Raw genomic sequence first — 24,148 nt, 5'->3', positions numbered from 1 at the left:
GTTTCATATCGCTATTTGCTATACTTATTTTTTATTTTGATAAAGTAGTGTAAAACTACCCAATACTATCAGGGATAGCCCCCATAGTAACGCATCTAACGGCGTGTCATCGCCAGTTTTTGGCAAGATATCTGGCGTATCGTCCGAATCAATCACTGTCTTTGTAGGTACAACGATTATTGGATTAGTTGGATTCTTTGGTGTTGGTACTGGTGGTACTGGAGCTGGCGGTGTTGGTACCGGTGGCACTGGTGTTGGTGGTGTCGGCACTGGCGGTGTTGGAACCGGCGGCACTGGAGCTGGCGGTGTTGGTACAAAAATGTTTGTAAAATTATAACCGTCTTGCGTTGTTGTATAGTGCGCTACAGGCTCTTCCTTCAGTGTATACACATACTCGTTTCCATCAGCATCTAATTTTGGTAAGTCCGAAAAAGAATATGACCAATCGTCGTCAGCGGTAACTTTTTTCGAATCTAGTAAAACACCATTTTGATATAAATCAATTGCGATGCTTTCTGGACGCTGACCAGCGATATTATCATTATCCATCCATGTTTTTTGTCCTGAAACAGATGTGCTTTGGGCGTTATCTTTTTCCAGAGTAATTGCCTTTGTATCACCATTATTAATTGTAAATGATACTGGGTTTTTATCTAGTAAATAACCAGCTGGTGCCTTCGTTTCAACAAATGAGTAATTACCTGATTGAAGTACACCAGTCCGCACGATACCATTCTCATCTGTTGTTAAGTCTTTAAGTACTGTATTTCCATTCTCATCTACGAGATTGAAAACTGCACCTGCAAGAGCTGCTTTTGTATTTGTATCCTTTTTCACCAATATAGCACTATTAGCAACAGTCGTTGTAACGCTATCACTATAGATATCCGTTCCTGCGTATGCAATGTATGCTTTATTGATAATTTTATCATTTGCTCTAGCATTAGGATTCGCATAGCTCACTGCAAATTTCACATCTGTAGACTCACCCATGTTTAAATCTTTCAGCAGTGTATAGGTAACTGTGTTTGTTGTGGCATCGTAAACACCGTTTGATAGATACTGCGAGTCAAGTTGGGTCGTTTTATTGTATTTTGTATAGTCCGGTAGCGGATCTACAATCTTAGTTCCAGCTGGTATTGTACCATATTGATTGCTTAATGAAAGACTGTAAACTAAGCTACTGTCCGAAGTCGCAATAACAGGTTTATCAACATTTTTCGTTAATTGTGTATAGTTGTAATCTTCAGTATCTAACGCGATTGCTGAATCTGCAGATTTAATTATAGCATCATCACTCGTTAAATCGACATGATTATATCTAACACCGAATTCAGACGAAGTCATAGCATCGTCTACTTTTTCTGCATACATAACTACATAACTATCATCTGGTGTTAATTCTCCGAAATCAATAGAAAAACCTGTAGATGTTATGCTAATTTTATCTGCAAAATTACTTGTTACATATTCCCAAGCATTTGGTAAACCATCGTCTCCCCAACCAGTTACTTTAGCAATTCTAAAATGCTGGCTCGGCGTGTTGTCCCCTGATGCTGGAACATATTTTTGTGGATTAGCTAATTGTGTATTTTGCGGTGTTGTATCTACAATTTTAGCATTAGTAATGTGTCGTTGACTATAGTTTACTAAAATAGCAAATACGTTGGCAGATGGATCATCTTTACTCATGAGTGCTACATTAACACCATCAATTAATTTGTGAGATTGCACACTTCTTTTTTCCAATAGAGGCAAACCTGGGTTGTCTGTACGGATTTGCGAAGTTGCGGAATCATTACTAACGTTTTCTGAACCTTTAAATAAGGTACTTGAGAAAGACACAGTTGATGGAAATGATGTATCTGCACTAGAAATACGAGGCGCTTTAAATTTTACTGTAAATGTTTGACCTGCTGCGCTCTCTTGGTCAATTTTGGTATGATCATAGTTCACTTTCAAAATATAGTTACCGTTTTCATCTTCTTGCAACGGGTTATCCTCTAAATAGAAAGGTGCATCAATATATAGCTGATTCACTATGTCTTGTTTGTTGGCAACAATAAACTTTGGAATTTGGACATTAATATATCCATCTTCATCCAGATGTCCTGACGATGATGCTAATGTTACCGTAAGTTCTACCTGCTGTCTGGAACTTATGTTTTCTGGTGCCGTTATTGTTGTACCTGGGTCGTCTCCTGCAGCTGCACTAGCGTTCTTTGGCATAAGGATCAGTAATTGGCTGATAACTAAACTTACTACTAGTACTGAAAAAACGATTTTTCTTATATTCTTCATTCACTTTCCCCCTCAAATTTATGCTATCTTTATTTCGACACATCATGTATTCTAACACTTCCAATTTTTTTGTATAGGATAATTTGTTTGCTTTTACTAAACTTTTGTGTCGAAAATTCAAACTTTTTAGTAGATATGCATAAAAATAGAGATGCTAGACTGGAATATTTGTCCTAGCATCTCTATCAATTGGGTAATTTGACCCCTATTCTAATTCTGTACCGTTACTTTCAATTACTTTTTTGTACCAGAAAAATGATTTTTTCTTAGAGCGCTCTAGTGTACCGTTCCCTTGATTATCACGATCAACATAGATGAAGCCATAACGCTTTTTCATTTCGCCAGATCCTGCACTTACAAGATCGATACAGCCCCAAGGCGTATAGCCAATCAAGTCTACACCGTCTTCAATCGCTTCGCCCATTTCGCGTACGTGTTCACGCAAGTAGTCGATGCGATAGTCATCATTTATAGAGCCATCCGCCTCCACTGTATCTACTGCACCGAGACCATTTTCAACAACGAAAAGTGGCTTTTGATAGCGGTCGTAAATTGCATTCATAGTGATGCGTAGTCCTAATGGATCAATTTGCCAGCCCCATTCACTTGCATCTAAATGCGGATTGCGTAATGTCGCGAATACATTGCCTTCTGTTTCTTTCATAACTTCTGGATCGGCACTTGTTAGACGGGAAGAATAGTAACTAAATGCCACATAATCTACTGTGTGATTTTTTAGAACGTCTAAATCGCCTTCTTCCACTACAAGATTAATGTTATTTTCTTTGAAGAAACGTTTGCTATAGCTTGGGTAGTAACCGCGCGCTTGTACGTCGATGAAGAAATAGCCTTCGCGGTCCGCTTGCATGGCTTTCCATACGTCTTTTGGATCGCACGAGAACGCATAAGTTGCACCTGCCGCTAACATACAGCCGACTTGATTTTCAGGGTCGATTTCATGTGCCATTTTTGTAGCTTTTGCAGACGCCACTAATTGGTGATGCGCTGCTTGGTATTTCGCTTGCTCTGGGTTTGCCTCACCCGTCACATCCATACCACCACCGAAGAATGGCAAATGCAGAATCATGTTGATTTCATTAAATGTCATCCAATATTTCACTTTTCCTTTATAACGATTGAAAATAACCTCACAGAAATTCAAATAAAAATCAATGCAACGGCGATCTTTCCAGCACCGTACTTCTTGAAAAGTTCTACCGGCGTATCAAAATGGTTAATCGTCACAACAGGCTCGATGCCATATTTATGGCACTCATCAAACAAACGATCATAGAACTCCAAACCTTTTTCGTTTGGCGTCGCATCATCGCCATTTGGGAAAATACGTGGCCAAGCAATTGATGTACGGAATGATTTAAAGCCCATTTCTGCTAATAATTTAATATCCTCTTCGTAACGATGATAGAAATCAATAGACTCATGGCTTGGATAATAATCATATTCTGTTGCCAAAGCTTTCGTCGGATTTAGTGCCGCTTCCCAACGACCACCTTCCACAGACGGTAAAATATCGACTGGTGATAAACCTTTACCATCTTCTAAATAAGCGCCCTCACATTGATTGGCAGCAACCGCGCCGCCCCATAAAAATCCTTCTGGAAATGGTGATTTTGTCATAATAATTTTTCTCCTCTCAAATTAAAGTGCTACATTTGTTCCTTAAAATTCGGGTAATAACGAGGCTGCATCTTTGTCTAAAATGACTGTGATAGACGGGTGCAACTGTAATATTGAAGACGGTATCGCATTTGTAATCTCGCCGAAAAAGGCTTGTTTCACAATTTCAGCTTTATGCTTACCGTTTGCAAACATAATAATATTTCGCGCTTGCATCACGGCTTTAGGTCCCATAGTTACGTAAAAATCCGGTACCTTCGTAGCATCGCCACCAACCTCACCTAGCAAAACTTCGCGCATTTCTGGTGTCGTGGGAACAGCAACTGTCTCATCATGAACTTGCGTCGTATTCGGCAGGTTCCCACAAAAATGTCCATCCGCGCCGATACCAAGCAAGATAACATCCAGTCCACCATCAGCTTTGAGCCTAGCATCATGCGTTTCATAGTTATTTTCATCCAATACGTGAATTCGCTCCTCAGGAATTTCTGCAGGCCTAAAAAACGATTTCGCTAAATTGCTAATAGTAACGCCAAGCTCATTAGTCCCTTTAAACGGAATTTCGTCAAAATTGTAATAGTGAACATTATCAAAATACGGTTTGCCTTTCACCTGAGGAACAAGCTGCTCATACATACGCATTGGCGTATTGCCAGCCGTGATAGACATATTAACACGTTTATTTTGGTACATATACCCGAGTAAGTGCTGCCCTGCAACCGTACTCATTTCTTCATAAGAATCTGTGATTATGAATTTCATGATTATCAACTCCCGATATAATTTAAAAGTTCATTTCTTTGCCCGCTCCTTACTAACAGGCCTATTCGACATACCAACAACAAAACAACCCAAACCAACACCAATACCATCACGCTTTTAAAAACGCCCTAGCCTTGCCGTCAGTTCAGGTTATGCCTGGTCGTACCAGTAACAATCCATCAATTGATTGCCTATTCACTTGTTCTATTTCGCTCCGTCACGCGGTGTATATGAAGCGTCAGATACACGCGTTCATCTTTTGTTAGTGTCGCATGATGTGCTTTTTGCAAGTACGCATCGATTTTCGCTGTACAAGCAAAGCTCTCTGGGTACTTCATTTGCACTTGATCAAACAGAAAGTCATCTCCCGAATCTACAATCTCATTTCGCAAAAGCCGCTGCGCAAAATACTGCAAATGCGTAACAAAACGCGTGTAATTAAGCGACGACTCATCCAAAACAACATTAAAATGGTACGTCACAATGTTCAACACGTCTTGTACTACTTGTGTCATGTCGACCGTTGTCTTCATAGCCTGGCCGTCTTGGCGTGCATTCACAATGTGAAGCGCAATAAACCCAGCCTCATCCTCACCAAGCTGAACACCTAGTCGCGCGCGAATGATTTCGAGTGCTTTAAGTCCAATCGCAAATTCGTCCTTGTAAAACTTCTTCACTTCCCACAACATCACATTGCGAATCGACATGCCCTTCTCATGGCGTGTAATCGCAAAACTGATATGATCAGTGAGCGTTAAATATACATTGTCACTAATTTTTACATTCAAAATTTTCCTTCGCATAATTCACAATCTCATCAGCAATCTCTAAGTGTACAGCTGGAATCTCACCTAGCAAATCCATTAATTTCTCAGACAGTTCGTCCGTCTCTAGGACAAAAACCTTCTCAATCACTGTATCTTCAATAACATCATCCGGCTTCTTCTGAAACCCAACACCTTTGCCCATGATAACAAGCTCATGACCCTGCTCGTTTACCGCCAGAGCAACATTATTATTTATCGCTTTAACAATCCTCATTAGAGCCTCCTCGCTTTCATGGACGAAAAAAAAATACCAATATCAAACGTTGCAAACGCAAAAAATATACGTCCCCCGCCGATGTTGGTAATGCCTGATCGAATCAGTAACAATCCTCTTCTCGAAGATTAGTATAGCACTTTTTCGAAAGCGCTGTCAATAGAATGTTCTAAATTTTATTCCAAGCTTTCTGTCTTACCATACAAATAAGAAAGTTCTCTCAATGTATCACTTACAATCTCTTCCATAGCAACATAATTCACGGCTTCATCTCGCGGAATAATTCGCCCAATTCGCAACCATTTTTTCGGGTTTTCTAAAAACTTATCGAACCGCTCTCGAACCTCACAATTTTCCAAATAATCCTGCAGGCAAACATAATTATCCACTTCATCTTCGTATGATGTCCACACTTGATACTGGCGCACATCGATACTCCATTCTCGAACCCAGTATGGCAAGTAATCGACCCAACGTACATGATCCTCAAAGCTCGTCACCGAATCCGCACTCCGATAGGCATGCCATTCCAAGTAAATCCGAAAATTATTCTTGTTCAACAAAATCGCAACCATGCTTGCCGAATCTTGCCGCGAAACACCTTTATAATATGCCCAAAAATGCGACCGAACCTGCCAACCATTCGTCCAACTTTCCACTTTTGGCTTTCCAAAACCAACTGTTTTCTGCTGACATAATGCCGCAAATGCCTTCCAAACATCCCATCGCGCCTTATATTCCACCTTCACACTTTCCACCAAAGTTGGCTGAAATTCTTTCATTTGACGAAACTGAAAATAATCCCGATCAAAAAGCGCAAAATCTGCATCGCTAAATTGCATGACAATCTGCCTCCTTCACATATGTACAAAAGAGGACTGAACACTTACGTTCAAGTCCCCCCATTCACTTACTTATTTGGCAGGTGCGGTAATCACTTCCACGCCACCCATATAACCTTGCAATACTTTTGGAATCGCTACAGAACCATCCTCCAACTGATAGTTCTCCAAAATAGCGGCAACCGTACGTCCAATCGCTAGACCAGAACCGTTCAATGTATGCACAAATTCAGGTTTAGCGCCTGGCTCACGACGGAAACGAATGTTGGCACGGCGCGCTTGGAACGCCTCGAAATTACTGCAAGAAGAAATCTCGCGGTAGCTGTCACCACTTGGAATCCACACTTCGATGTCGTATTTCTTCGCAGCAGTAAATCCTAAATCAGCAGTACACATGCTTAGCACACGATACGGCAATTCAAGACGGCGCAGCACATCTTCCGCATTATCCGTCAATGCCTCAAGCGCTGCATACGAATCCTCAGGTTTCACGAACTGTACCATTTCCACCTTATTAAATTGATGCTGGCGAATCAAACCGCGCGTATCACGACCCGCAGAACCCGCTTCAGAACGGAAACATGCACTGTATGCCGTGTATTTTTGCGGCAAATCATCAGCACTCATAATTTGATCACGATGGTAGTTCGTCACAGGTACTTCTGCCGTTGGGATTAAGAAATAGTCCTCTTTTTCAATCAAGAACGCATCCTCTTCGAATTTAGGCAACTGCCCTGTCCCTGTCATACTGTCACGATTCACCATGTACGGAGGCAACATTTCATCATACCCATGCTCCATCGCATGCAAATCCATCATAAAATTAATCAGCGCCCGCTCAAGTCTAGCCCCCAATTTCTTATAAAAAACAAATCGACTACCCGCGACTTTCGCAGCATTCTCAAAATCTAAAATTCCTAAATCCGTTCCTAAATCCCAATGCGCTTTTGGCTCAAAATCAAATGTGCGAACCTCGCCCCACTTGCGAACCTCCACGTTATCGTCTTCCGTTTCACCAATCGGCGTAGATTCATGTGGAATATTCGGAATCGCTAACAAAATATTACGTAACTTCTCATCAATCTCGTTCAACTCAATATCAAACGTCTTGATACGGTCACCAACGACACGCATTTCTTCTATTTTGGCGTCCGCATTTTGTTTCTCCCGCTTTAATTGCGCAATTTCTTGAGAAACTTCATTACGCTGACTTTTCAACGTTTCCACTTCAATAATCAATGTTCGACGACGCTTATCCAACTCACCAAACTTCTCGAATTCACCAAGGTCTTCCCCACGATGCGACAGTTTCTTCTTCACACCTTCAAAATCCTCACGCAAAACTTTTACATCTAACATCTCAATTCCTCCTCACAAAATGATAATCATTGTTTTGGTTCAAGTTTGAGTTCTATGTTTTGCGTAGAGCAAGTAATTTAAACCACTGGATGATTAACGCGCCGCATTCGCTCTGCCTTATATTTGGGCTCTAAGAAAGCAAAGTACGCTTTCTAAGAGCCCAAACAAAAAGACCCCCAAATCTCTCCCCAAATAAAATACATGGAAAGGGACGGAAGTACCGCGTTGCCACCCTAATTGAGTCTGAGATTTCTCCCATACTCCAGCTTAATTTCAGAATATAACGGCTCACACCGAAGTGGATTACTCACATTTCCCCCACTCACTCCAAGATGGATTCACAAAAGCGCCTTTACTGATTCGCACCACCCATCAGCTCTCTGCACAAAGCGACTTTCACTACTATTTCTTGTCTACATTTTAATTCGTTATTTAAAGCTATTCTAACCCATAACTAGCCAATTAGCAAGTAAATATTCCAACAAAACATTATGTGTTATTCTAGCAAAAAATCAAATAAATAAACAAAATCATAAACCCGAACATCCGTGCTATAATAGATGGACAGACAGGTTTATGATGTGGTTGGCGGCCTATTTTCAAAGAAAGTAGGTGATGCCATGTTATTCGTGGTTATCCCTAGAAAGGATAAAGCATGACTGTGTTTGAATCATTAACACTGGCAATTGCACTTGCAGGGCTAGTCGTTATGATAATGAACAGTAAAGATAACAGTAAGAAATAAAAAACCACTCCTAAGCTCGACAGCTGAGTGGCGTTTGATAGAAACACAGGCTGTCACCATCTTAAATGGTGTTTGTATTTGGAAGTTATGTTAGCCGCATGACTTCCTTATTTGCACCTTCATTATAACATCTCTTTTTCCCACACGCAAATCCTCTTTTATAGTTTGTGAAATTTAAGTCTGCTTGGTGGACAAACTGTCTCGAATTTGCTATAAATAGGTTGGACGTAAATCCATTGAAATTCCATTTAGGAGTGGTCGTGTGATTCTGTTAATCGATAATTATGACTCATTTACATACAATTTGTATCAATATTTATTAGAGCTCGGCAAAGAGGTCAAGATTGTGAAAAATAATCAGATAACCTTAGCCGAAGTTTGTGAAATTAATCCCGAATCGATTGTTATTTCTCCAGGACCCGGCACACCCGACGAGGCAGGAATGAGCCTTGCTATTATCCGCGAATTTAGCGGTAAAATCCCGATTTTAGGAATTTGTCTTGGTCACCAAGCTATTGTTCAGGCATTCGGCGGAGAAATCGTTCGCGCACCTGAACCTGTCCATGGCAAAGTCTCCACTATTTTAACCAATCAAAAAGGCGTGTTTAACAATCTAAACGCGCATTTTTCCGTGGCCAGATACCACTCTTTAATTGCCGCCGAATCCAATTTTCCAACAGCTCTCGAAATCACTGCAAAAACGGCAGACGACCTTATCATGGCAGTCCGTCATCGCGAGTTTTTAGTGGAAGGTGTACAGTTTCATCCAGAGGCGATTCTTTCCGAATATGGGCATGAAATTCTGGGTAACTTTGTAAAATTAACGGAACGGAGCTACGAAAATGAAAATGCAGTTCGATTTTAACGGAAAAACGCAACTATTCTCCTCTCCAGAAGCCATTATTCAGACCAATAATATAGAAGCAGTAACCGAGCGAATGCAACAAGTCGAACAGGCTATTGATCTTGGTTATTATGTTGCGGGCTACGTTGGATATGAGGCAGCGCCAGCCTTCAATAAGCATCTCCAAACTTTCGCACCGGGAAAAATGCCGTTGTTATGGTTCGGTGTGTTTAGAGAAATGCGTGAGGTTGCGCAATCGGAAGTGCCTTTGCTTCAGCCGCCAAAGCTTGATTGGCAACCGACAACCGATTATGCGTCCTACGCAAAAGGAATTCGTTTTATTCGAGACCAAATCGCAGCTGGAAATACATATCAGGCCAACTATACGATTCGCTTGGAGAGTGCCTTTGCCGAAGATGATGAGAACTTCTATGAGCAATTAAAAGTGGCGCAGCAAGCGGATTATTCAGCGTACCTTTCTACTGGCAGGTTTCATATTTTATCCGCATCGCCTGAGCTTTTCTTCCATTGGAAAGACGGCGTGATTAAGACGAAACCGATGAAAGGGACTGCTAGACGTGGTATGACGCAAAGTGATGATGCAAAGGTGCGCGATTGGCTCAGTACATCGGCTAAGAACCAAGCAGAAAATGTGATGATTGTTGATTTATTGCGCAATGATCTTGGTCAAATTGCAAAACCTGGAACGGTAAAAGTGCCGCATCTTTTTGATGTGGAGCGATATCCGACGGTCTGGCAAATGACTTCAACGGTAACCGCGGAAACGTTGTCCGATATTCATTTGACGGCAATTTTTGAGGCCTTATTTCCATGCGGATCGATTACAGGTGCGCCGAAGGTAAAAACGATGGAACTTATTACGGAAGCGGAGACTTCGCCACGTAACGTGTATTGTGGAGCAATTGGCTATGTGACACCTGATAAGGAAGCTATTTTTAATGTTCCGATTCGAACTGTCGTTGTTGATACGGAAGAAAAGACAGCGGAATATGGTGTCGGTGGCGGGATTGTTTGGGATTCACGGAGTGGCGCTGAATATGAAGAAGTTCAAGCCAAGGCTGCGCTTCTGACTACCTATCTACCTAAATTCGAACTATTGGAAAGTTTGCGATTAGAAAACGGACACTATTCGCGCACAGACCTTCACTTGCAACGCATCGAAAATAGCGCAAATTACTTTGGTTTCACGTGGAACATTCACGCCGCAAAACAAGCATTAGCAACGTTTGCCAAAAAACACCCTAATGATATTTGGAAAGTTCGCCTCCTCGTGCAAAAAAATGGAACAGCAACCGTTGAAGGTTCGCTAATCATTTCTGACCCAATCATGTGGACAGCGCATTTCGCGGATAAATCGGTCAACAGTACTAATCCGTTTCTTTATCACAAAACAACGCATCGAACTATGTATGAAAAACGTCGACGTATGGATTATGACGAAACACTTTTATGGAATGAACGCGGTGAAATCACAGAATTTATTAATGGCAATCTTGTCGCTGAGATTGACGGCGAACTAGTTACCCCTGCACAATCATCAGGACTACTCGGTGGCGTCATGCGCCAAACTTTGCTCGCAGATGGCACCATAAACGAGCGCGTACTACATCGCAACGACTTGCTTCAAGCTACGAAAATCTGGCTAACTAACAGCGTTCGCGGCTGGGTTCCAATCGATTTACATTGAATGAAGAAATACTAGCCAAACATTCATCAATTTCTCATTTTATTCACAGCAGGTTTTCGCTTGCAGCCGTTATTATATAACCATAAGCTAACAACAAACGATATTTCATTCTTTTCCCCCTTTTTTGAATGAGATTCGTAAAACTCCCTTTTTGACCAGTGTGGTTACTCCCTTTTCCACGCTGGTTTTTTTATGCAATTTTTAAAGTTGACTTATTTCATCGGAATACTTATAATTAACGAAAAAAGCTACAAAAAGAGGAGGAACATCATGCATTTTACAAAGAAGGGCTGGATTGCATTATCACTTACAGGACTTGCTTTGCTGGCCGCATGTGGCAATGTTTCAGGAGAAAGCAAGGACAACGCAAACGAACCAGTGAAATTTCTGGAAACAGGGGAACTGCTCACATTAAACACGACCGCTGAAGAAGATTTCGTTAGTTTCACCGCGCAAAATCAAGTTTTTGAAGGACTTTATACATTAGATAAAAAGGATAACTTTGTGCCCGGCGTCGCTGCAAGTATGCCCGAAATCAACTCCGATCAGACGGAATATACAATCAAGTTGCGAAAAGACGCCAAATGGTCTGATGGTTCCCAAGTGACCGCCGACGATTTCGTCTACGCATGGCGTCGCGCCGTTGACCCAAAGACAGCGCCAAGCTACGCTGCTCTTTTCAAAGATTCCATTAAAAATGCCACAGAAATTCACGAAGGTAAACTGCCCGCTTCAGAGCTCGGCGTTGTCGCACCCGATGCAGAGACCTTAAAAATCACGCTGAAAAAACCCGTACCTTACTTCATCTCGTTACTTTCATTCGAAACCTTCTTCCCACAAAAACAAGCATTCGTGGAGAAACAAGGCGATAAATACGGCACAGACGCCAAGCACACACTATACAACGGCCCATTCGTGATGCAAAGCTGGGATGGTAACACCTCAAAAAATTGGACTTACGCGAAAAATCCAGAATACTGGGATAAAAAGAGCGTAGATGTCGATAAAATATCCGTACAAGTCGCCAAAGACATCAATGCAGGCGTTAATTTATACAACACAAAAGAAGCCGACCGTGCACCACTTTCTGGCGAATATGCCAAGCAGTACAAAGATCGCGCTGACTTTTTGACTGAAAAAGATTCACTTGTTAGTTATTTGCGGTTCAATCAAAAACGAGATGGCAAAGCAACACCACTCGCAAACAACGCACTGCGCCACGCGCTTAACCTAGCAGTCGACAAAGAAGCATTAACATCTGAAATCTTAGGCGATGGTTCATTCCCTGCTAACGGACTGCTTCCTAAAGACTTCGTACAAAATCCTAAAACAGGAGCAGACTTCCGCACTGACAGCGGGGACCACCTATTGTGTAACAAAACCGAAGCTAGTAAATATCTCGCACAAGCAAAAAAAGAGCTCCGGACTGACACCATTACACTTGAACTTCTAGGCGATGACCAAGACACGACCAAAACGATTTTTACCTTCCTGAAAAATCAATTTGAAACAAATTTACCCGGTGTAACAATTAACATCAAAACCATGCCCGCAAAAAGCGCCACTGAGCTAACACGATCCAGCGATTACGATATGTCGCTAGCAGCTTGGATGCCCGATTTCAAAGACCCATGGACATATAGTAGTCTATTCCTATCCGATTACTACAATAACAGCATGCACTACAATAGCCCGAAATACGACCAACTTGTCAAGTCCACCGACACAACACTAGCAACAGACGCCTCGGCACGTTGGAACGCATTCATAGCATCTGAAAAAGTCCTACTGGACGATGACGCTGCAATTTTGCCATTGTACCAACATCAAGTTGCTGTCCTTCAAAATCCAGACATCACCGGCGTTCAAAAACACACTTTTGGTTCACCATACAGCTATAAATTTATCCAAATGAGTAAGAACTAAGCAAGAACTAATCATAATGTTACACAATTCACATTGGGTTTTAGCATAAATTCGTTATTATAAGTTCATAGCTAAACAACAAGTAATCTCAGGTCAGTTACCCTTTTGGCCTGTACTTGGTAGCTCTCTTTTTTAACTGGTATGGTTAATGCCTTTTCCATACCAGTTTTTCTATGCAAAAAAAGCAGCAAACCACAAACTCCTTTGTCAAGTTAAGTGTGACTCCTGCTTCATTAATCGAGCATTTTCAGCTGATTCATTTCGTATATAATCCTGCCTTTAGAAATTCACAACGCGACCGTAGCCTGCAATGTATTTTTTCCAATACCCGCTTGAGATTGTGTCATATTTCACGCCATTGTTTTGAGCGTTAATCATTTTGCCGCTACCTACATAAATTCCTACATGTGCAATACCGCTTCCGTAGTTAAAGAATACTAAATCACCAGCTTTTAGTTGGTTAGCTTTTACTTTTGTGGATGCGTTATATTGTTCTTTAGCCGTTCGTGGAATAGCTTTGTTGATAGATTGTTTGAAGACATAGCTTGTATAACCGGAGCAGTCGAATGATGTTGGACCAGTTGCGCCCCATTTGTATTTCTTACCTAAGTGCTTCTTCGCTTCGTTGTTAAGTGCTGTGAATGTTTGTGCCTTGTATGGTGCTAGGCATTTTCCCGATACATATCCCACTTTACCTTTATATGTAATACGGTACCAATTATTTGCCGTTTTGCCTGTGAAAATCACTGTCGTTCCTGCCTTGTAATAACCGATAATGGCATACTTCACGCTATCCCCTGTGCGAATATTGCTCTCTACCGTTGTCGTCATTTTATAAGTCGTCGCTGCATCTCCAGTCTTCGGTAATACTGAAACCCCTACTGCCAGAACCATTACCAGCATCAAAAAAATAACCCCATTACGAAACTTAACTGTCAATATTTGCACTCCCTTTTCCCCATTTGAGACACATCATACCAATCGAACATTACAGGACTAAGTCAATCCAACGACAATCCCTTTAAATCCCGATGTTATTTTTCATCAAATTCTAATGTTCCTCACAGCAAAATTTTTTCTGCAACGTTTATTATGTATTTATAAGCTAACAACAAGCAAATAATTTTCATACTTTCCCTTAAGAATGAAAATCCCAAACTCCCTTTTTGACCATCGCGGTTACTCCCTTTTCCGCGATGGTTTTTTATTTGGATTTTATAAAATGATATGGCTACTAGAAAATTTTAATTTCACTATTGAAACCGTTTGCAAGATATGGTATATTGATTTTGTTATGAATTTCATGTATCTCTTAAAAGGATTGTTACCGTTTATTCGGGCATAACCTAAGTAGACTGGAAATTGCGTATTTGTGCTTTTTCCTAAATCTATTTGGGTTATTTTTTTGTATTGATTTCCACAGCTTCCCTCAGCTGTCGAGATAAATTTTAACAAAAAAGGAGCAGAAGAATGAAAAAGCAAATGTTAAAAATTTTAATGGTAGTTTGCGGCTTATTGTTGGTCGTGGGTTGTAGCAACACAAGTACGAGCGCAGATTCAAAAGACACAACAAAAAAAGATGGGACAGTTACTTTTTATGTGGTAAGGCACGGGAAAACCATGCTTAATACGACGGATCGTGTGCAAGGTTGGTCTGATGCAGTATTAACGCCGGCTGGGGAAGAAGTTGTAAAGAATGCTGGGAAAGGTCTAAAAAACGTAAAATTTGGTTCGGCTTATAGTAGCGATAGTGGTCGCGCGATTCAGACAGCAGATCTTATTTTAAAAGAAAATAAAAAATCATCCGGCACTGAACTGAAAACGGATGCTCGTTTCCGCGAGTTCAATTTTGGTAGTTATGAAGGTGATTTAAACCACAATATGTGGACAGATATTGCGAAAAGCCAAGGAAAAACACTAGAGGAATGGCAAAAAGCAGGTATTTCACCGAAAGATTTTGCGAACAGTGTAGCAGCTCTGGATAAAAATCGTGTAGAAGAGGGCAGCAATTGGCCTGCGGAAGATTATGCGACAATTACAGCCCGTTTGCAAGATGGTCTGGATGACATTTCGAAAACAGAAAGCAAAAAAGGGGATCACAATGTTCTTCTTGTATCGCATGGCTTGAGTATTGGCGCGCTGCTAGATACGATTTCTCCTGGATATAAATTACCTGAAGGCGGATTAAAAAAATGCAAGCGTTACTAAAATTGAGTATAAAGATGGTAAATATACAATTACTGATGTGAATGATATGAGCTACGTAGAAAATGGTGCGAAAGAGAAATAAACAAATAACTGTGAAGCTTGTTATCCAATGAAAAGGAGTAGCAAGCTTTTTAATTTTCATTAAATTCTCATCTCAGTCACAGGATAATCTCTCATTATCTCGTTATAATAAGGTCATAAGTTAACAAATTAAATTTTCATTCTTTCCCCTGAGAACGAAAATCCAAACTCCCTTTTTTGACCAACGTGGTTTCCTCCCTTTTACCCACGTTGGTTTTTTTGTTGGGCTAAAGTGAGTTACAGGACCAATATAAGTGTGAACGAAGTGAGGGGTTAATCCTTGCCGACTGTTCGACGCCACACTTCTTTACCAAACGCTTTCTCCCGATTTGCGTGAATCGGAGTGTATGTCTTACCCATTTAAAAAATCTATATTTAATACTTGTTTTTGCATTAAAATAAGAGCCTGTATCGAAATACGGGGCTCTTTTCTACATATATTTAGTTGAACCAGCCTTTGATGCCGTCCGTGATGTAGTCCCAAATGCCACTGAAGAAGTCGCCGATGCTGTAGAGTGCTAGCATGAACCAGTTAGCATTGTCAACATCGTCTTTGGTTACGACGTTGATGGTATCTATTTTATTGCCATCGACGTAGCCCAGTGTGTCACCGTCTTTTAGTTGGACAGTCATTGTGCCGACTTTGGTGTCTTTTTTGACTGGGGCATCTAGTGTTTTCTTGTCGATTGTGACTTGTTCGTCTAGTTTAGGTTCTGTGGTTGTTTTCGGTACTACTAGTTTTACTGCGTCTTTAGTCATCAGAGCTACGGTGTCTTCTTTGCCTTTATTTACTTTTGGCGGTCTCTTTGATTGTTGCGTTGGCTTTGCGAACTTCCATGACTTTGAAATTATTGAATGCGAAATCGAGCATTTTGTTAGTTTCGTTGAAGCGTGTTTTGTCGTGGGCGCTCGTTCCGCCGTTTGCGTGCATGACTACGGTGATGACGCGCATGCCATCTTGTACTGCAGTTGCTGTAAGACATTGACCTGCGTAATCAGTTGTTCCGGTTTTCAAGCCGTCAACGCCAGCTCGGGCGTAAATCAAGCCTGGTAATAGCCAATTCCAGTTCGTCATGTCGATTTGGTCGCTGGTACCTGCGCGGAACTTCATTTTTGGAATGCTAGATGTCTTGAGCACATCTGGGTAGTCTTGGATGATATGTTGGGCAAGTTTCGCTACGCCGCGTGCTGTCATTTGATTCTCGTCGGTTGCACTTCCGACTTGCTGCTTACCTTTTAAATCGGCATTGTTAAGGCCTGTGACGTTGACAAATTTGTGTTCGCCAAGTTTTAACTCATCTGCTTTTTTGTTCATCATGTCTACAAATTTGGCTTCTGATCCTGCTATTTTTTCAGCGATAGCGATTGCTGCTCCGTTCGCGGAATAAATAGCCATAGCTTGGTAAAGTTCCTCTACTGTATACTGCTCGCCGCGTCGTAATGGTACGTTGGATAACGAGCGGTCTTGCGAAATTTCATAAGCATAATCGGAAATAGTTACTTTATCATCCCATGCGATTTTTCCTTTGGCTACTGCTTCAGAAAGTAAGTATTCGTCCATCATCTTGGTCATGGATGCGATGCCCATCAGTTGATCTGGGTTTTTGCCGTATAAAATCTTGCCGGTGCTTTCTTCAATTGTGATGGCTGCGTTGGCGTTAACTGTTGGTGGCGTTACTGCTGCGTCCGCCGTTACTGGCCCGTGTACTAAACTACTCATTGCTAAGGTTGCTGCTAAAAAGACAACACCTATTTTCGAAAAAATTCTCACCTTACCGCTCCTTTATGTGTATCTTGTTTATTGTTTAACTTTCAAGCTCCCTTAGTTTGCCTTGAAAGATACTTTCCTTTAGACATACCTTATTATTCTATCATGAATTAAATGACTCGTATAGGAACTTTAGTCATGAATTATCGGCAGTAAAATATGGGATGGATGTGCTTCGTCGTGCAAAATGGTTTGATTCGCAATGACGCTTTCGGTTGTATTGATAAAACTCGCGCCAGTGTTAGGGTTAGCGTCGAATCGTGGGAAGTTGCTAGATGAAATTTCGACACGAATGGCGTGGCCTTTTAGGAAAACGTTACTTGTAGACCAAAGATTAATCGTATATTTATGCACATTCTGTTGTACTTGATCTCCGTGCTGTTTGGACGCGCGGATGATTCCTTCTGTGAGGTTGAATGCCGTACCGTCGGGTAGAACGTCGATTAGTTTTGCAGTGAAGTCGGTGTTGATGGCGTCCGTTTTTGCCCAAAGTACGACTTCGACCGGTCCAGTCACTTCAATGTTTTCGGTTAGCGGCTCGCTCGTGTAGCACAGGATGTCTTCGCGTAATTCTAATTCGCGCTGATCGCGTGGTCCGTCCGCTTGAATCGCTTTGTGCAAAGTTCCGCCGCCGTGTGAAGGAACGGGATTTTCAGGGTCATATGCAAAATTATCCGTGGGTTCTGTGGCTTTTGGTCGTTTGAAATCAGCGGTGCCGTCACCATTTCGTGTGTTGGCGTTGCCGTTACTATGGAAGTAGAGTGGCGTAAAATTCGTGTTTTCTAGTGGCCAATTCTTCGCGCCTTGCCATTTGTTAATACCCATTGTAAAAATTTGAATTGGCGCTGTGTGCGGTAATGACTCGCCTTTTAGCCAATGATTGAACCACTCAAGATGGCGTGTGTGCATGTTTGCTTCGCCCCAAGCGTTGGCAGCCGTTCCGAAATCGCGATCACCAATCATCGAGATGAAATTACCGTGTGTCCAAGGGCCAATAACAAGTTTGTCTCCGAGACCTTGGCGGTGTCCGCCTAAGAAGTTGGCGATTGTTTTGTCTAGGAAGCAATCATACCAACCGCCGATGTGAAGACCTGGCGTTTTTACTTTGTCGTAGTTGTCTTTGACGCTCGTATTTTTCCAATGTGGGTGATCTAGTGGATAATCGAGAATTTCCGTGAAATATGGCATCGCACCAGTGTTTTTGATTGGTGGCCAAGCGTTGATTGGCTTGTATTTGTACCATTCTCCAAGGTTATCTATGTCATTTGCAAGTTGTTCGAATGCGGCTTCTCGCTCTTTCGAATCTGTGATATGGCGCATGATTAAATCTGGGAGAATTGACTCGATGCTCCACGACGCCCATGCGCCCAATTCAAGTGTACCATCGTGATCATTAAAGACATCCGTCATATTATTTTGCGACATCGTTGGGACAATGACTTTCAGACTTGGCGGCTCAGCCATCGCGGCTAACAATTGCGTATAACCGTAGTACGACAAGCCAAACATTCCCACTTTGCCGTTTGCTTGTGGCAGTTTCGCGGCCCATTCCACTGTATCATAGCCGTCATTCGCTTCATTTATGTAAGGAATGAACTCACCTTCTGACGCATAACGCCCGCGCACATCTTGCACCACAACAATATATCCATTCTCTGCCAACACATCTGGCCGTAAAAAATGCAATCCAAAAATCTTACTGTAAGGAAGTCTCGTTAGTAAAACTGGAAATTCACCGTCCTCATCTGGTCGATAAACATCTGCATACAACGTCACACCATCGCGCATTTTTGCGGGAACATCTTTTTCAATTTTAATTTTACAATGTTTCACGTGAAACAACCTCCTTTTAATTCTATACCTTATTGTTTCGTATATGCAGCTAGGAGTCAAGAAAAGCGCAAAAAAAAACCGGAGTAATTTTTACTCCAGTTTAGGCGAATAACGCAACACTTGCCGTCATAATCATAATCGTTACTAATTTATAACTTTCATTTATTAAAATCAGACGGAATGGCTTCATTTCGAACATATAGTTCTTAATTGCGGACAGAATTGCGATGCCTGCAATGAGAAGACCGCCGAGATAAACCCCTAGAGCTAAATGAATTAAGACGAAGCTAACGAGCAAGGCTACTGCCATTTCCACAACGACCGTCACAATCATTGAGACCATCGGCGAGCTTTTCTGCAGTGTTTCCTCGCTTATTCCGACTGCTTTCATCCATATTTTCCCGAAAAATACAGTGTACCATAAAGCCCCGACCGCGAATGCTACGAGACCAGCTAATAATGCAATAATGATGTTCATAAAATATCCCCCTTCTTTGTGTCAAATCTAATCGTAGCACATTTAGAGGATATTTAACACTATATGAGTTGATTATATACCATACATAACTATTCTAACTCATGCAAAATTAAATCTAGTGGTACTGGTCCAGCAATACCAATGAAGACGAAATCGGTTGTGCCCGTGTTCTTCATACCATGTTTCTCTCCTGGTCTAGCAACGCAAATCATACCTTTGGAAATCTCAACAGATTCGCCACATTCAGGGTAGTATGTGCCAGAATCGCCTTCGATACAAATCCAAATATCGTCTGCTTGTTTATGAGAATGAAAATAAAGTTCTTGTCCTGGTTTTAAACACCAAACGGCTCCTACGGTTTGCCCTGTTTCGTAAAAAACGGTTTTCTTCGCTTGCTCATCATCGAAAGACCTGATTTCATTTACATCAAAAATACGTTCTTTGTAATCGTGTACTTTTTTCGCAAACATCATTTGCTACAACTCCTCTCGAATTTGTGAATGTTATCACAATATTTATTTTACATCGACTTGGAGGAGAAAGCTTTGTTCTTTTCTGCTAGTTTTGTAGTAGGAATTTATCTAAAGGGTCTAAAAATAAATGTGAACTGGGGTGAATTGTCAGACGATATGGCTAGGTACGCGATTTTTTTGTGTATTTTCACTAAATGAGGAGGTGCGCGAGGTTTTTTTCGGGTAAGGTGTGTTTTCTTCTTTATGTAAATCGTGAGAAAGTGTTTGGTAAGGAAGTTTGGCGGCGAACAGTCGGTAAGGATTAACCCCTCGCTTTGCTCACGCTTATATCGGGCCTGTAATTCACTTTGTTCATACAGGCCCAACAAAAGGGAGTTAAGGAGTCACTGCTGTTATCTACTATATTTATCTTAACGGACAGACATGAATTTTATAAGATGAAAGTGTGAAATTTTTGTTACTAAAGTAGTGATTGGTAAAGTTCTTGGATTTCTGTCGTGTTTGTTGGTCGTGGATTGCCTCCTGTACAGACGTCTGCGAGGGCATCTTTGGACAGGGCTTCGATATCTTGTTCTTTTACGCCTACTTCGCTTAGTGTTGCTGGTATACCAACGTCTCTGGAAAGCTGGGAAACTGCGTCGATAGCTGCTTTTCGTGCTTCTTCGATGGACATTGTTTCGGTGTTGGGAACGCCCATAGCACGCGCGATATCGCGGTATTTGTCGCCGGTGTGTGCTGCGTTGTAGGTCATGACTGTTGGCAGGATTATCGCATTGGCGACACCGTGTGGCGTGTCATACCAAGCGCCGAGTGGATGTGCCATACCATGTACTAGACCTAGGCCAACATTGGAGAATCCCATTCCCGCGATGTATTGACCTAATGCCATTTTTTCGCGACCAGCGGGGTCTTCGTTCACTGAATCACGTAAGGAACCAGCAATGATTTCGATAGCTTTTATGTGTAGCATATCTGTCATTTCCCAAGCTGCGTTCGTGATGTAGCCTTCGATAGCGTGTGTCAACGCGTCCATTCCTGTGGCAGCACAAAGTGATTTTGGCATGGACATCATCATATCGCTGTCAACGAACGCCACAAGCGGGATATCGTGAGGGTCTACACAAACGAACTTGCGCTGTTGCTCTTCATCCGTGATAACATAATTAATTGTGACTTCTGCTGCAGTCCCTGATGTCGTCGGTACTGCAAAAATTGGTACACACGGCTCCGTCGTATTTGCTACACCTTCCAAGCTCCGCACATCGGCAAAGCTTGGATTTGTCGCGATAATTCCGATTGCTTTCGCGGTATCAATCGGGGACCCACCACCAATTGCGATGATGTAGTCCGCGCCCGATTCATGGAAAGCCGCCAGTCCCGATTTTACAACAGCGATTGTTGGATTTGGAACGGAGCCGTCAAAAATGTCGTACGACACTGACTCTGCGTCAAGTAGTGCCGTGACTTTTGCGACGATGCCGTGTTCTACTAGTGGTCGGTCTGTGACGATAAATGCTTTTTGAAAAGCCGATTTTTGCGCTTCTTCGGTGATTTTTTCGATGCAGCGGGCTCCGAAATAAGAAGTTTGGTTTAAAATCATTCTGTTATACATTGAATTCTTCCTCCTCGATAATCGTGTTTTCTTTGCCATAGCGTTCTTCTTCAATTTCTTTCAGTGTCTTGCCGCGTGTTTCAGGTGCTAAGACAAGGCCGATAATTAGGTGGATGACTAGGAAGGCAATCATGACCATTCCTGCTGCTTTGAATCCTAGGAACGTAATCATTGCTGGGACGACGAGTGAAATCAAGCCGACGCCAATCCTTACTGATCCGAACATGAGTCCCTGCACCATCGCCCGATATTGTGTTTTAAAAAGTTCGCCAGCCCATAATCCGTAAAATGCTTGTGCGCCAAATCCGGCTGCAACGCCCCACAAGATGATGAATAGTAGTAGTTCTGTCATACCCATGGAACCAAATGTTAGGATTGCCCAAGCGACGATTCCCATGACTGCTCCGATACCAAATAGTAATTTACGGTTTACTTTATCACCTAGTTTAATGAATACGAAGAATGTTGAGAGAATCGTGAATACCCATAGCGTGCCTTGTAACAGATTGGCATGTGCTGAGGATAGTCCGCCGACAACTTGGTAAATGTATGGCATGAAGTAACCCATGACGCCAGCTACTAAGTTCCAGAAGAAATAGATTCCCATGACTAGAATAATAGCAGTTCGGTTTGCTTTGATTGTAAATAGCTCCTTGATGGAAACTTTTTTACCCTTATTCTCAAGTTTTGCGTCTTCTTTTTTCTGATCAACCCATACGGCAGATTCGCTGATTTGTTGTTGCATCACCCAAGTGATTAAAGCGATTACAAACAGCATACCAAAAATAATTCGGCTTCCGAGTAGGCCAAGTGGCGCTAGTAAAACGGCTAGAAATAGCATGACTGCGGGACCTACCGACCAAGCGAGTTGCCCGTAACCGACATGTGCGGCTCTGTTTTTTGCTGGAGCTTCTTCGGCGATGTATGTCCAAGCTGCTGGAATCGCTGCTCCAACGGCAATCCCTGTTACGATATAGCCTGTTAGCAACATCCCAAAGTTCATTGATAGCGCTATCAACAATACGCCAATCATGTAAACGATTAAATCATATTTGTAGATGAACTTACGTCCGTACTTATCTACGAGTGCCCCGCCTATGAAAGCGCCGACTGCGGAACCAAATCCATTCGCACTAACGGCTCCGAGTAATCCTACTGATGCGTCTGATAAGTTTAAGTAATTGACCCATAATGTCAAACCGCCAGCCCCTGCAACTATAGAACCTGCTTCTAAGAAATTCGACATCGACACAGTTAGAGTTGCTTTTAAGCTTCCCTTTTTCGCGTTTGCCATGTTTTTTCCTCCTTTAAATTATGCAAGATAGAAAACTTCCGTTAAACTTTTTGAGACTGGGCTATTGTCGCTGTTCGTGTCCATCAGCGGTTCCATATATGCCCACCACTTTTTGCAAATGTCTGTCGCTGCTATTTTCTCGTATTTTTCTTTATTTTCAACTTCTAAGTATGCGAACAGAACGTGTGTATTGTCATCGAGAAAAATCGAATAATTATGAGCACCATGGGCCTTCAATGCTTGCTCCATTTCTGGCCACAAATCATCGTGTCGCGCTTTGTATTCTTCGGCAAAACCATCTTTTAAGTACATGATTGATGCGATTCTTTCCATTTTGATGTCTCCTCCTTTATTTTGCGGGGAAACTTGGATTGTGCTTCCCCGCTTGTTTGCTTACTTCACGCCAATTTGTAGGTATCCAGATTTGGCAGTAACACCAAATGCGTCCGCCAAGTCTTGCAGTTGCTGATCAGTGATTGTTTGTTTAACGCCACCTTGAGCTTGAACGAGTGTGTAGACTTCCGCCGCTTTTTCAGCCGTTTCAATCAAGCCGAACACTTCATCCATTGAACTTCCAGCACCAAAAATACCGTGATGTGGCCAAATCACCAATCGGAAATCGCGCATTTTCGCAGCTGTTGCCATACCAATCGCGTCAGTCCCAGGAACCATCCATGGCAAAATGCCGACGCCTTCTGGGAAAACGACGATACATTCCGTGCACATTTGCCATAGAGTACGTGTGAAATCGCGTTCATCTAGGGAATGTGTGAATGTCATTGCGATAATATTTGTTGCATGATTATGCATAATAATTCGGTGGTTCGAATCGATTTTTAGTCGTTCGATATGACTCATGAAATGAGCTGGTAGCTCGCTTGTCGGTACGCCGCCATCTGTCAAGCCCCATAATAGTTCGACGCTTTTACCCGTTTGCGCGACACGTATAATGCCGAGATTCACATCTGGTTCGTCGATAACATTTTTGAAGTATTTTCCGGAACCTGTTACGATAAAATATTTACCTGCCAGTTCGGTTGCATCGAAAATCATTGGTATTGTGCGGATAACTTGATTTGGATTGACAAACTCACTAACTTCTTGTTCGGTTAGCAAATAACTAATGTTCCCGCCGTTTCGTTCATCCCAACCAAGGCGATATAGATTTGCCGTTACTTTCATCATTTCTTGTACGAATGGTGCTTTTATTACTTCATTCATCACTTTTTGCCCCC

General features: G+C 42.0%; 15 protein-coding genes, 4 pseudogenes and 1 other annotated feature. Of the genes and pseudogenes, 4 read left to right on the top strand and 15 right to left on the bottom strand.

The features are described from left to right. Nucleotides 1–24: 24 nt before the first annotated feature. From PRIP_RS07100 to serS, 6 genes and pseudogenes are all read right to left on the bottom strand, one after another. Nucleotides 25–2,301 carry a Cna B-type domain-containing protein gene (locus PRIP_RS07100; protein WP_052008782.1) on the bottom strand — a complete coding sequence of 759 codons (2,277 nt, stop codon included), beginning with the start codon at nt 2,299–2,301 and terminating at the stop codon, nt 25–27. Between the two features lie 205 nt (nt 2,302–2,506). After that, nucleotides 2,507–3,939 (bottom strand): annotated as a pseudogene (locus tag PRIP_RS07095) (6-phospho-beta-glucosidase). 42 nt (nt 3,940–3,981) lie between these two features. Then, nucleotides 3,982–4,701, bottom strand: a complete 720-nt coding sequence (locus PRIP_RS07090; protein WP_036100376.1) for a glucosamine-6-phosphate deaminase — start codon at nt 4,699–4,701, stop codon at nt 3,982–3,984. Nucleotides 4,702–4,892: 191 nt separating this feature from the next. Further along, nucleotides 4,893–5,742: pseudogene (licT, locus tag PRIP_RS07085) on the bottom strand (BglG family transcription antiterminator LicT). A 176-nt stretch (nt 5,743–5,918) separates the two neighbouring features. Continuing rightward, nucleotides 5,919–6,584 carry an HI_0552 family protein gene (locus tag PRIP_RS07080; RefSeq protein WP_036100373.1) on the bottom strand — a complete coding sequence of 222 codons (666 nt, stop codon included), beginning with the start codon at nt 6,582–6,584 and terminating at the stop codon, nt 5,919–5,921. A 72-nt stretch (nt 6,585–6,656) separates the two neighbouring features. After that, nucleotides 6,657–7,943 carry a serine--tRNA ligase gene (gene serS, locus PRIP_RS07075; RefSeq protein WP_036100372.1) on the bottom strand — a complete coding sequence of 429 codons (1,287 nt, stop codon included), beginning with the start codon at nt 7,941–7,943 and terminating at the stop codon, nt 6,657–6,659. Between the two features lie 204 nt (nt 7,944–8,147). Beyond that, nucleotides 8,148–8,368, bottom strand: a binding site (T-box leader). Nucleotides 8,369–8,950: 582 nt separating this feature from the next. Between serS and PRIP_RS07070 the strand changes: the two genes are divergently transcribed. The 3 genes from PRIP_RS07070 to PRIP_RS07060 all read left to right on the top strand — a co-directional run bounded on the left by PRIP_RS07070 (nt 8,951) and on the right by PRIP_RS07060 (nt 13,166). Further along, nucleotides 8,951–9,553, top strand: a complete 603-nt coding sequence (locus PRIP_RS07070) for an anthranilate synthase component II (protein ID WP_036100371.1) — start codon at nt 8,951–8,953, stop codon at nt 9,551–9,553. Further along, complete coding sequence (gene pabB / locus PRIP_RS07065) at nt 9,531–11,240, top strand: aminodeoxychorismate synthase component I (RefSeq protein WP_036100370.1); 1,710 nt, start codon at nt 9,531–9,533, stop codon at nt 11,238–11,240. The genes PRIP_RS07070 and pabB overlap by 23 nt, the downstream gene beginning before the upstream one ends. A 270-nt stretch (nt 11,241–11,510) precedes the next feature. Beyond that, the gene (locus tag PRIP_RS07060) at nt 11,511–13,166 is read left to right on the top strand and encodes a peptide ABC transporter substrate-binding protein (RefSeq protein ID WP_036100369.1); all 1,656 of its coding nucleotides are present in this window, start codon (nt 11,511–11,513) and stop codon (nt 13,164–13,166) included. Nucleotides 13,167–13,445: 279 nt separating this feature from the next. Here the strand turns inward: PRIP_RS07060 and PRIP_RS07055 are convergent, their stop codons facing one another. Then, nucleotides 13,446–14,069, bottom strand: a complete 624-nt coding sequence (locus PRIP_RS07055) for an NlpC/P60 family protein (protein WP_052008802.1) — start codon at nt 14,067–14,069, stop codon at nt 13,446–13,448. Between the two features lie 567 nt (nt 14,070–14,636). Between PRIP_RS07055 and PRIP_RS07050 the strand changes: the two are divergent. Continuing rightward, nucleotides 14,637–15,456, top strand: a pseudogene (locus tag PRIP_RS07050) (histidine phosphatase family protein). A gap of 440 nt (nt 15,457–15,896) precedes the next feature. Here the strand turns inward: PRIP_RS07050 and pbpD1 are convergent. From pbpD1 to rhaD, 8 genes and pseudogenes are all read right to left on the bottom strand, one after another. Further along, nucleotides 15,897–17,175, bottom strand: a pseudogene (gene pbpD1 / locus PRIP_RS07045) (D-alanyl-D-alanine carboxypeptidase PBPD1). A gap of 180 nt (nt 17,176–17,355) precedes the next feature. Then, a complete protein-coding gene (locus tag PRIP_RS07040) occupies nt 17,356–19,056 on the bottom strand; it encodes a CocE/NonD family hydrolase (RefSeq protein ID WP_036100365.1) in 1,701 nt (566 codons plus the stop codon). Nucleotides 19,057–19,156: 100 nt separating this feature from the next. Then, nucleotides 19,157–19,534, bottom strand: coding sequence for a DUF1761 domain-containing protein (locus tag PRIP_RS07035; protein WP_036100363.1), 378 nt, complete (start codon nt 19,532–19,534; stop codon nt 19,157–19,159). Between the two features lie 89 nt (nt 19,535–19,623). Then, on the bottom strand, nt 19,624–20,007 hold the full coding sequence (locus PRIP_RS07030; RefSeq protein ID WP_241434102.1) for a cupin domain-containing protein: 384 nt from the start codon (nt 20,005–20,007) through the stop codon (nt 19,624–19,626). Nucleotides 20,008–20,467: 460 nt separating this feature from the next. Next, the gene (fucO, locus tag PRIP_RS07025; protein WP_036100361.1) at nt 20,468–21,619 is read right to left on the bottom strand and encodes a lactaldehyde reductase; all 1,152 of its coding nucleotides are present in this window, start codon (nt 21,617–21,619) and stop codon (nt 20,468–20,470) included. Next, the gene (locus PRIP_RS07020) at nt 21,612–22,913 is read right to left on the bottom strand and encodes an MFS transporter (RefSeq protein WP_036100359.1); all 1,302 of its coding nucleotides are present in this window, start codon (nt 22,911–22,913) and stop codon (nt 21,612–21,614) included. The genes fucO and PRIP_RS07020 overlap by 8 nt, the downstream gene beginning before the upstream one ends. A gap of 18 nt (nt 22,914–22,931) precedes the next feature. Beyond that, nucleotides 22,932–23,246 carry an L-rhamnose mutarotase gene (gene rhaM / locus PRIP_RS07015; protein WP_036100357.1) on the bottom strand — a complete coding sequence of 105 codons (315 nt, stop codon included), beginning with the start codon at nt 23,244–23,246 and terminating at the stop codon, nt 22,932–22,934. Nucleotides 23,247–23,306: 60 nt separating this feature from the next. Next, on the bottom strand, nt 23,307–24,137 hold the full coding sequence (gene rhaD, locus PRIP_RS07010) for a rhamnulose-1-phosphate aldolase (RefSeq protein ID WP_241434101.1): 831 nt from the start codon (nt 24,135–24,137) through the stop codon (nt 23,307–23,309). Nucleotides 24,138–24,148: the final 11 nt, after the last annotated feature.

Source organism: Paenilisteria riparia FSL S10-1204 (assembly GCF_000525995.1).
In the GTDB taxonomy this organism is placed as follows: Bacteria; Bacillota; Bacilli; order Lactobacillales; family Listeriaceae; genus Listeria_A; species Listeria_A riparia.
This window is presented reverse-complemented; position numbering and strand designations above follow the sequence as displayed.

Bases quoted from the DNA above. Each gene is read 5' to 3' on its own strand.
- PRIP_RS07100 (WP_052008782.1), bottom strand. From the start codon at position 2,301: ATGAAGAATATAAGAAAAATCGTTTTTTCAGTACTAGTAGTAAGTTTA.
- PRIP_RS07090 (WP_036100376.1), bottom strand. From the start codon at position 4,701: ATGAAATTCATAATCACAGATTCTTATGAAGAAATGAGTACGGTTGCA.
- PRIP_RS07080 (WP_036100373.1), bottom strand. From the start codon at position 6,584: ATGCAATTTAGCGATGCAGATTTTGCGCTTTTTGATCGGGATTATTTT.
- serS (WP_036100372.1), bottom strand. From the start codon at position 7,943: ATGTTAGATGTAAAAGTTTTGCGTGAGGATTTTGAAGGTGTGAAGAAG.
- pabB (WP_036100370.1), top strand. From the start codon at position 9,531: ATGAAAATGCAGTTCGATTTTAACGGAAAAACGCAACTATTCTCCTCT.
- PRIP_RS07060 (WP_036100369.1), top strand. From the start codon at position 11,511: ATGCATTTTACAAAGAAGGGCTGGATTGCATTATCACTTACAGGACTT.
- PRIP_RS07055 (WP_052008802.1), bottom strand. From the start codon at position 14,069: ATGCTGGTAATGGTTCTGGCAGTAGGGGTTTCAGTATTACCGAAGACT.
- PRIP_RS07035 (WP_036100363.1), bottom strand. From the start codon at position 19,534: ATGAACATCATTATTGCATTATTAGCTGGTCTCGTAGCATTCGCGGTC.
- PRIP_RS07030 (WP_241434102.1), bottom strand. From the start codon at position 20,007: ATGATGTTTGCGAAAAAAGTACACGATTACAAAGAACGTATTTTTGAT.
- fucO (WP_036100361.1), bottom strand. From the start codon at position 21,619: ATGTATAACAGAATGATTTTAAACCAAACTTCTTATTTCGGAGCCCGC.
- PRIP_RS07020 (WP_036100359.1), bottom strand. From the start codon at position 22,913: ATGGCAAACGCGAAAAAGGGAAGCTTAAAAGCAACTCTAACTGTGTCG.
- rhaM (WP_036100357.1), bottom strand. From the start codon at position 23,246: ATGGAAAGAATCGCATCAATCATGTACTTAAAAGATGGTTTTGCCGAA.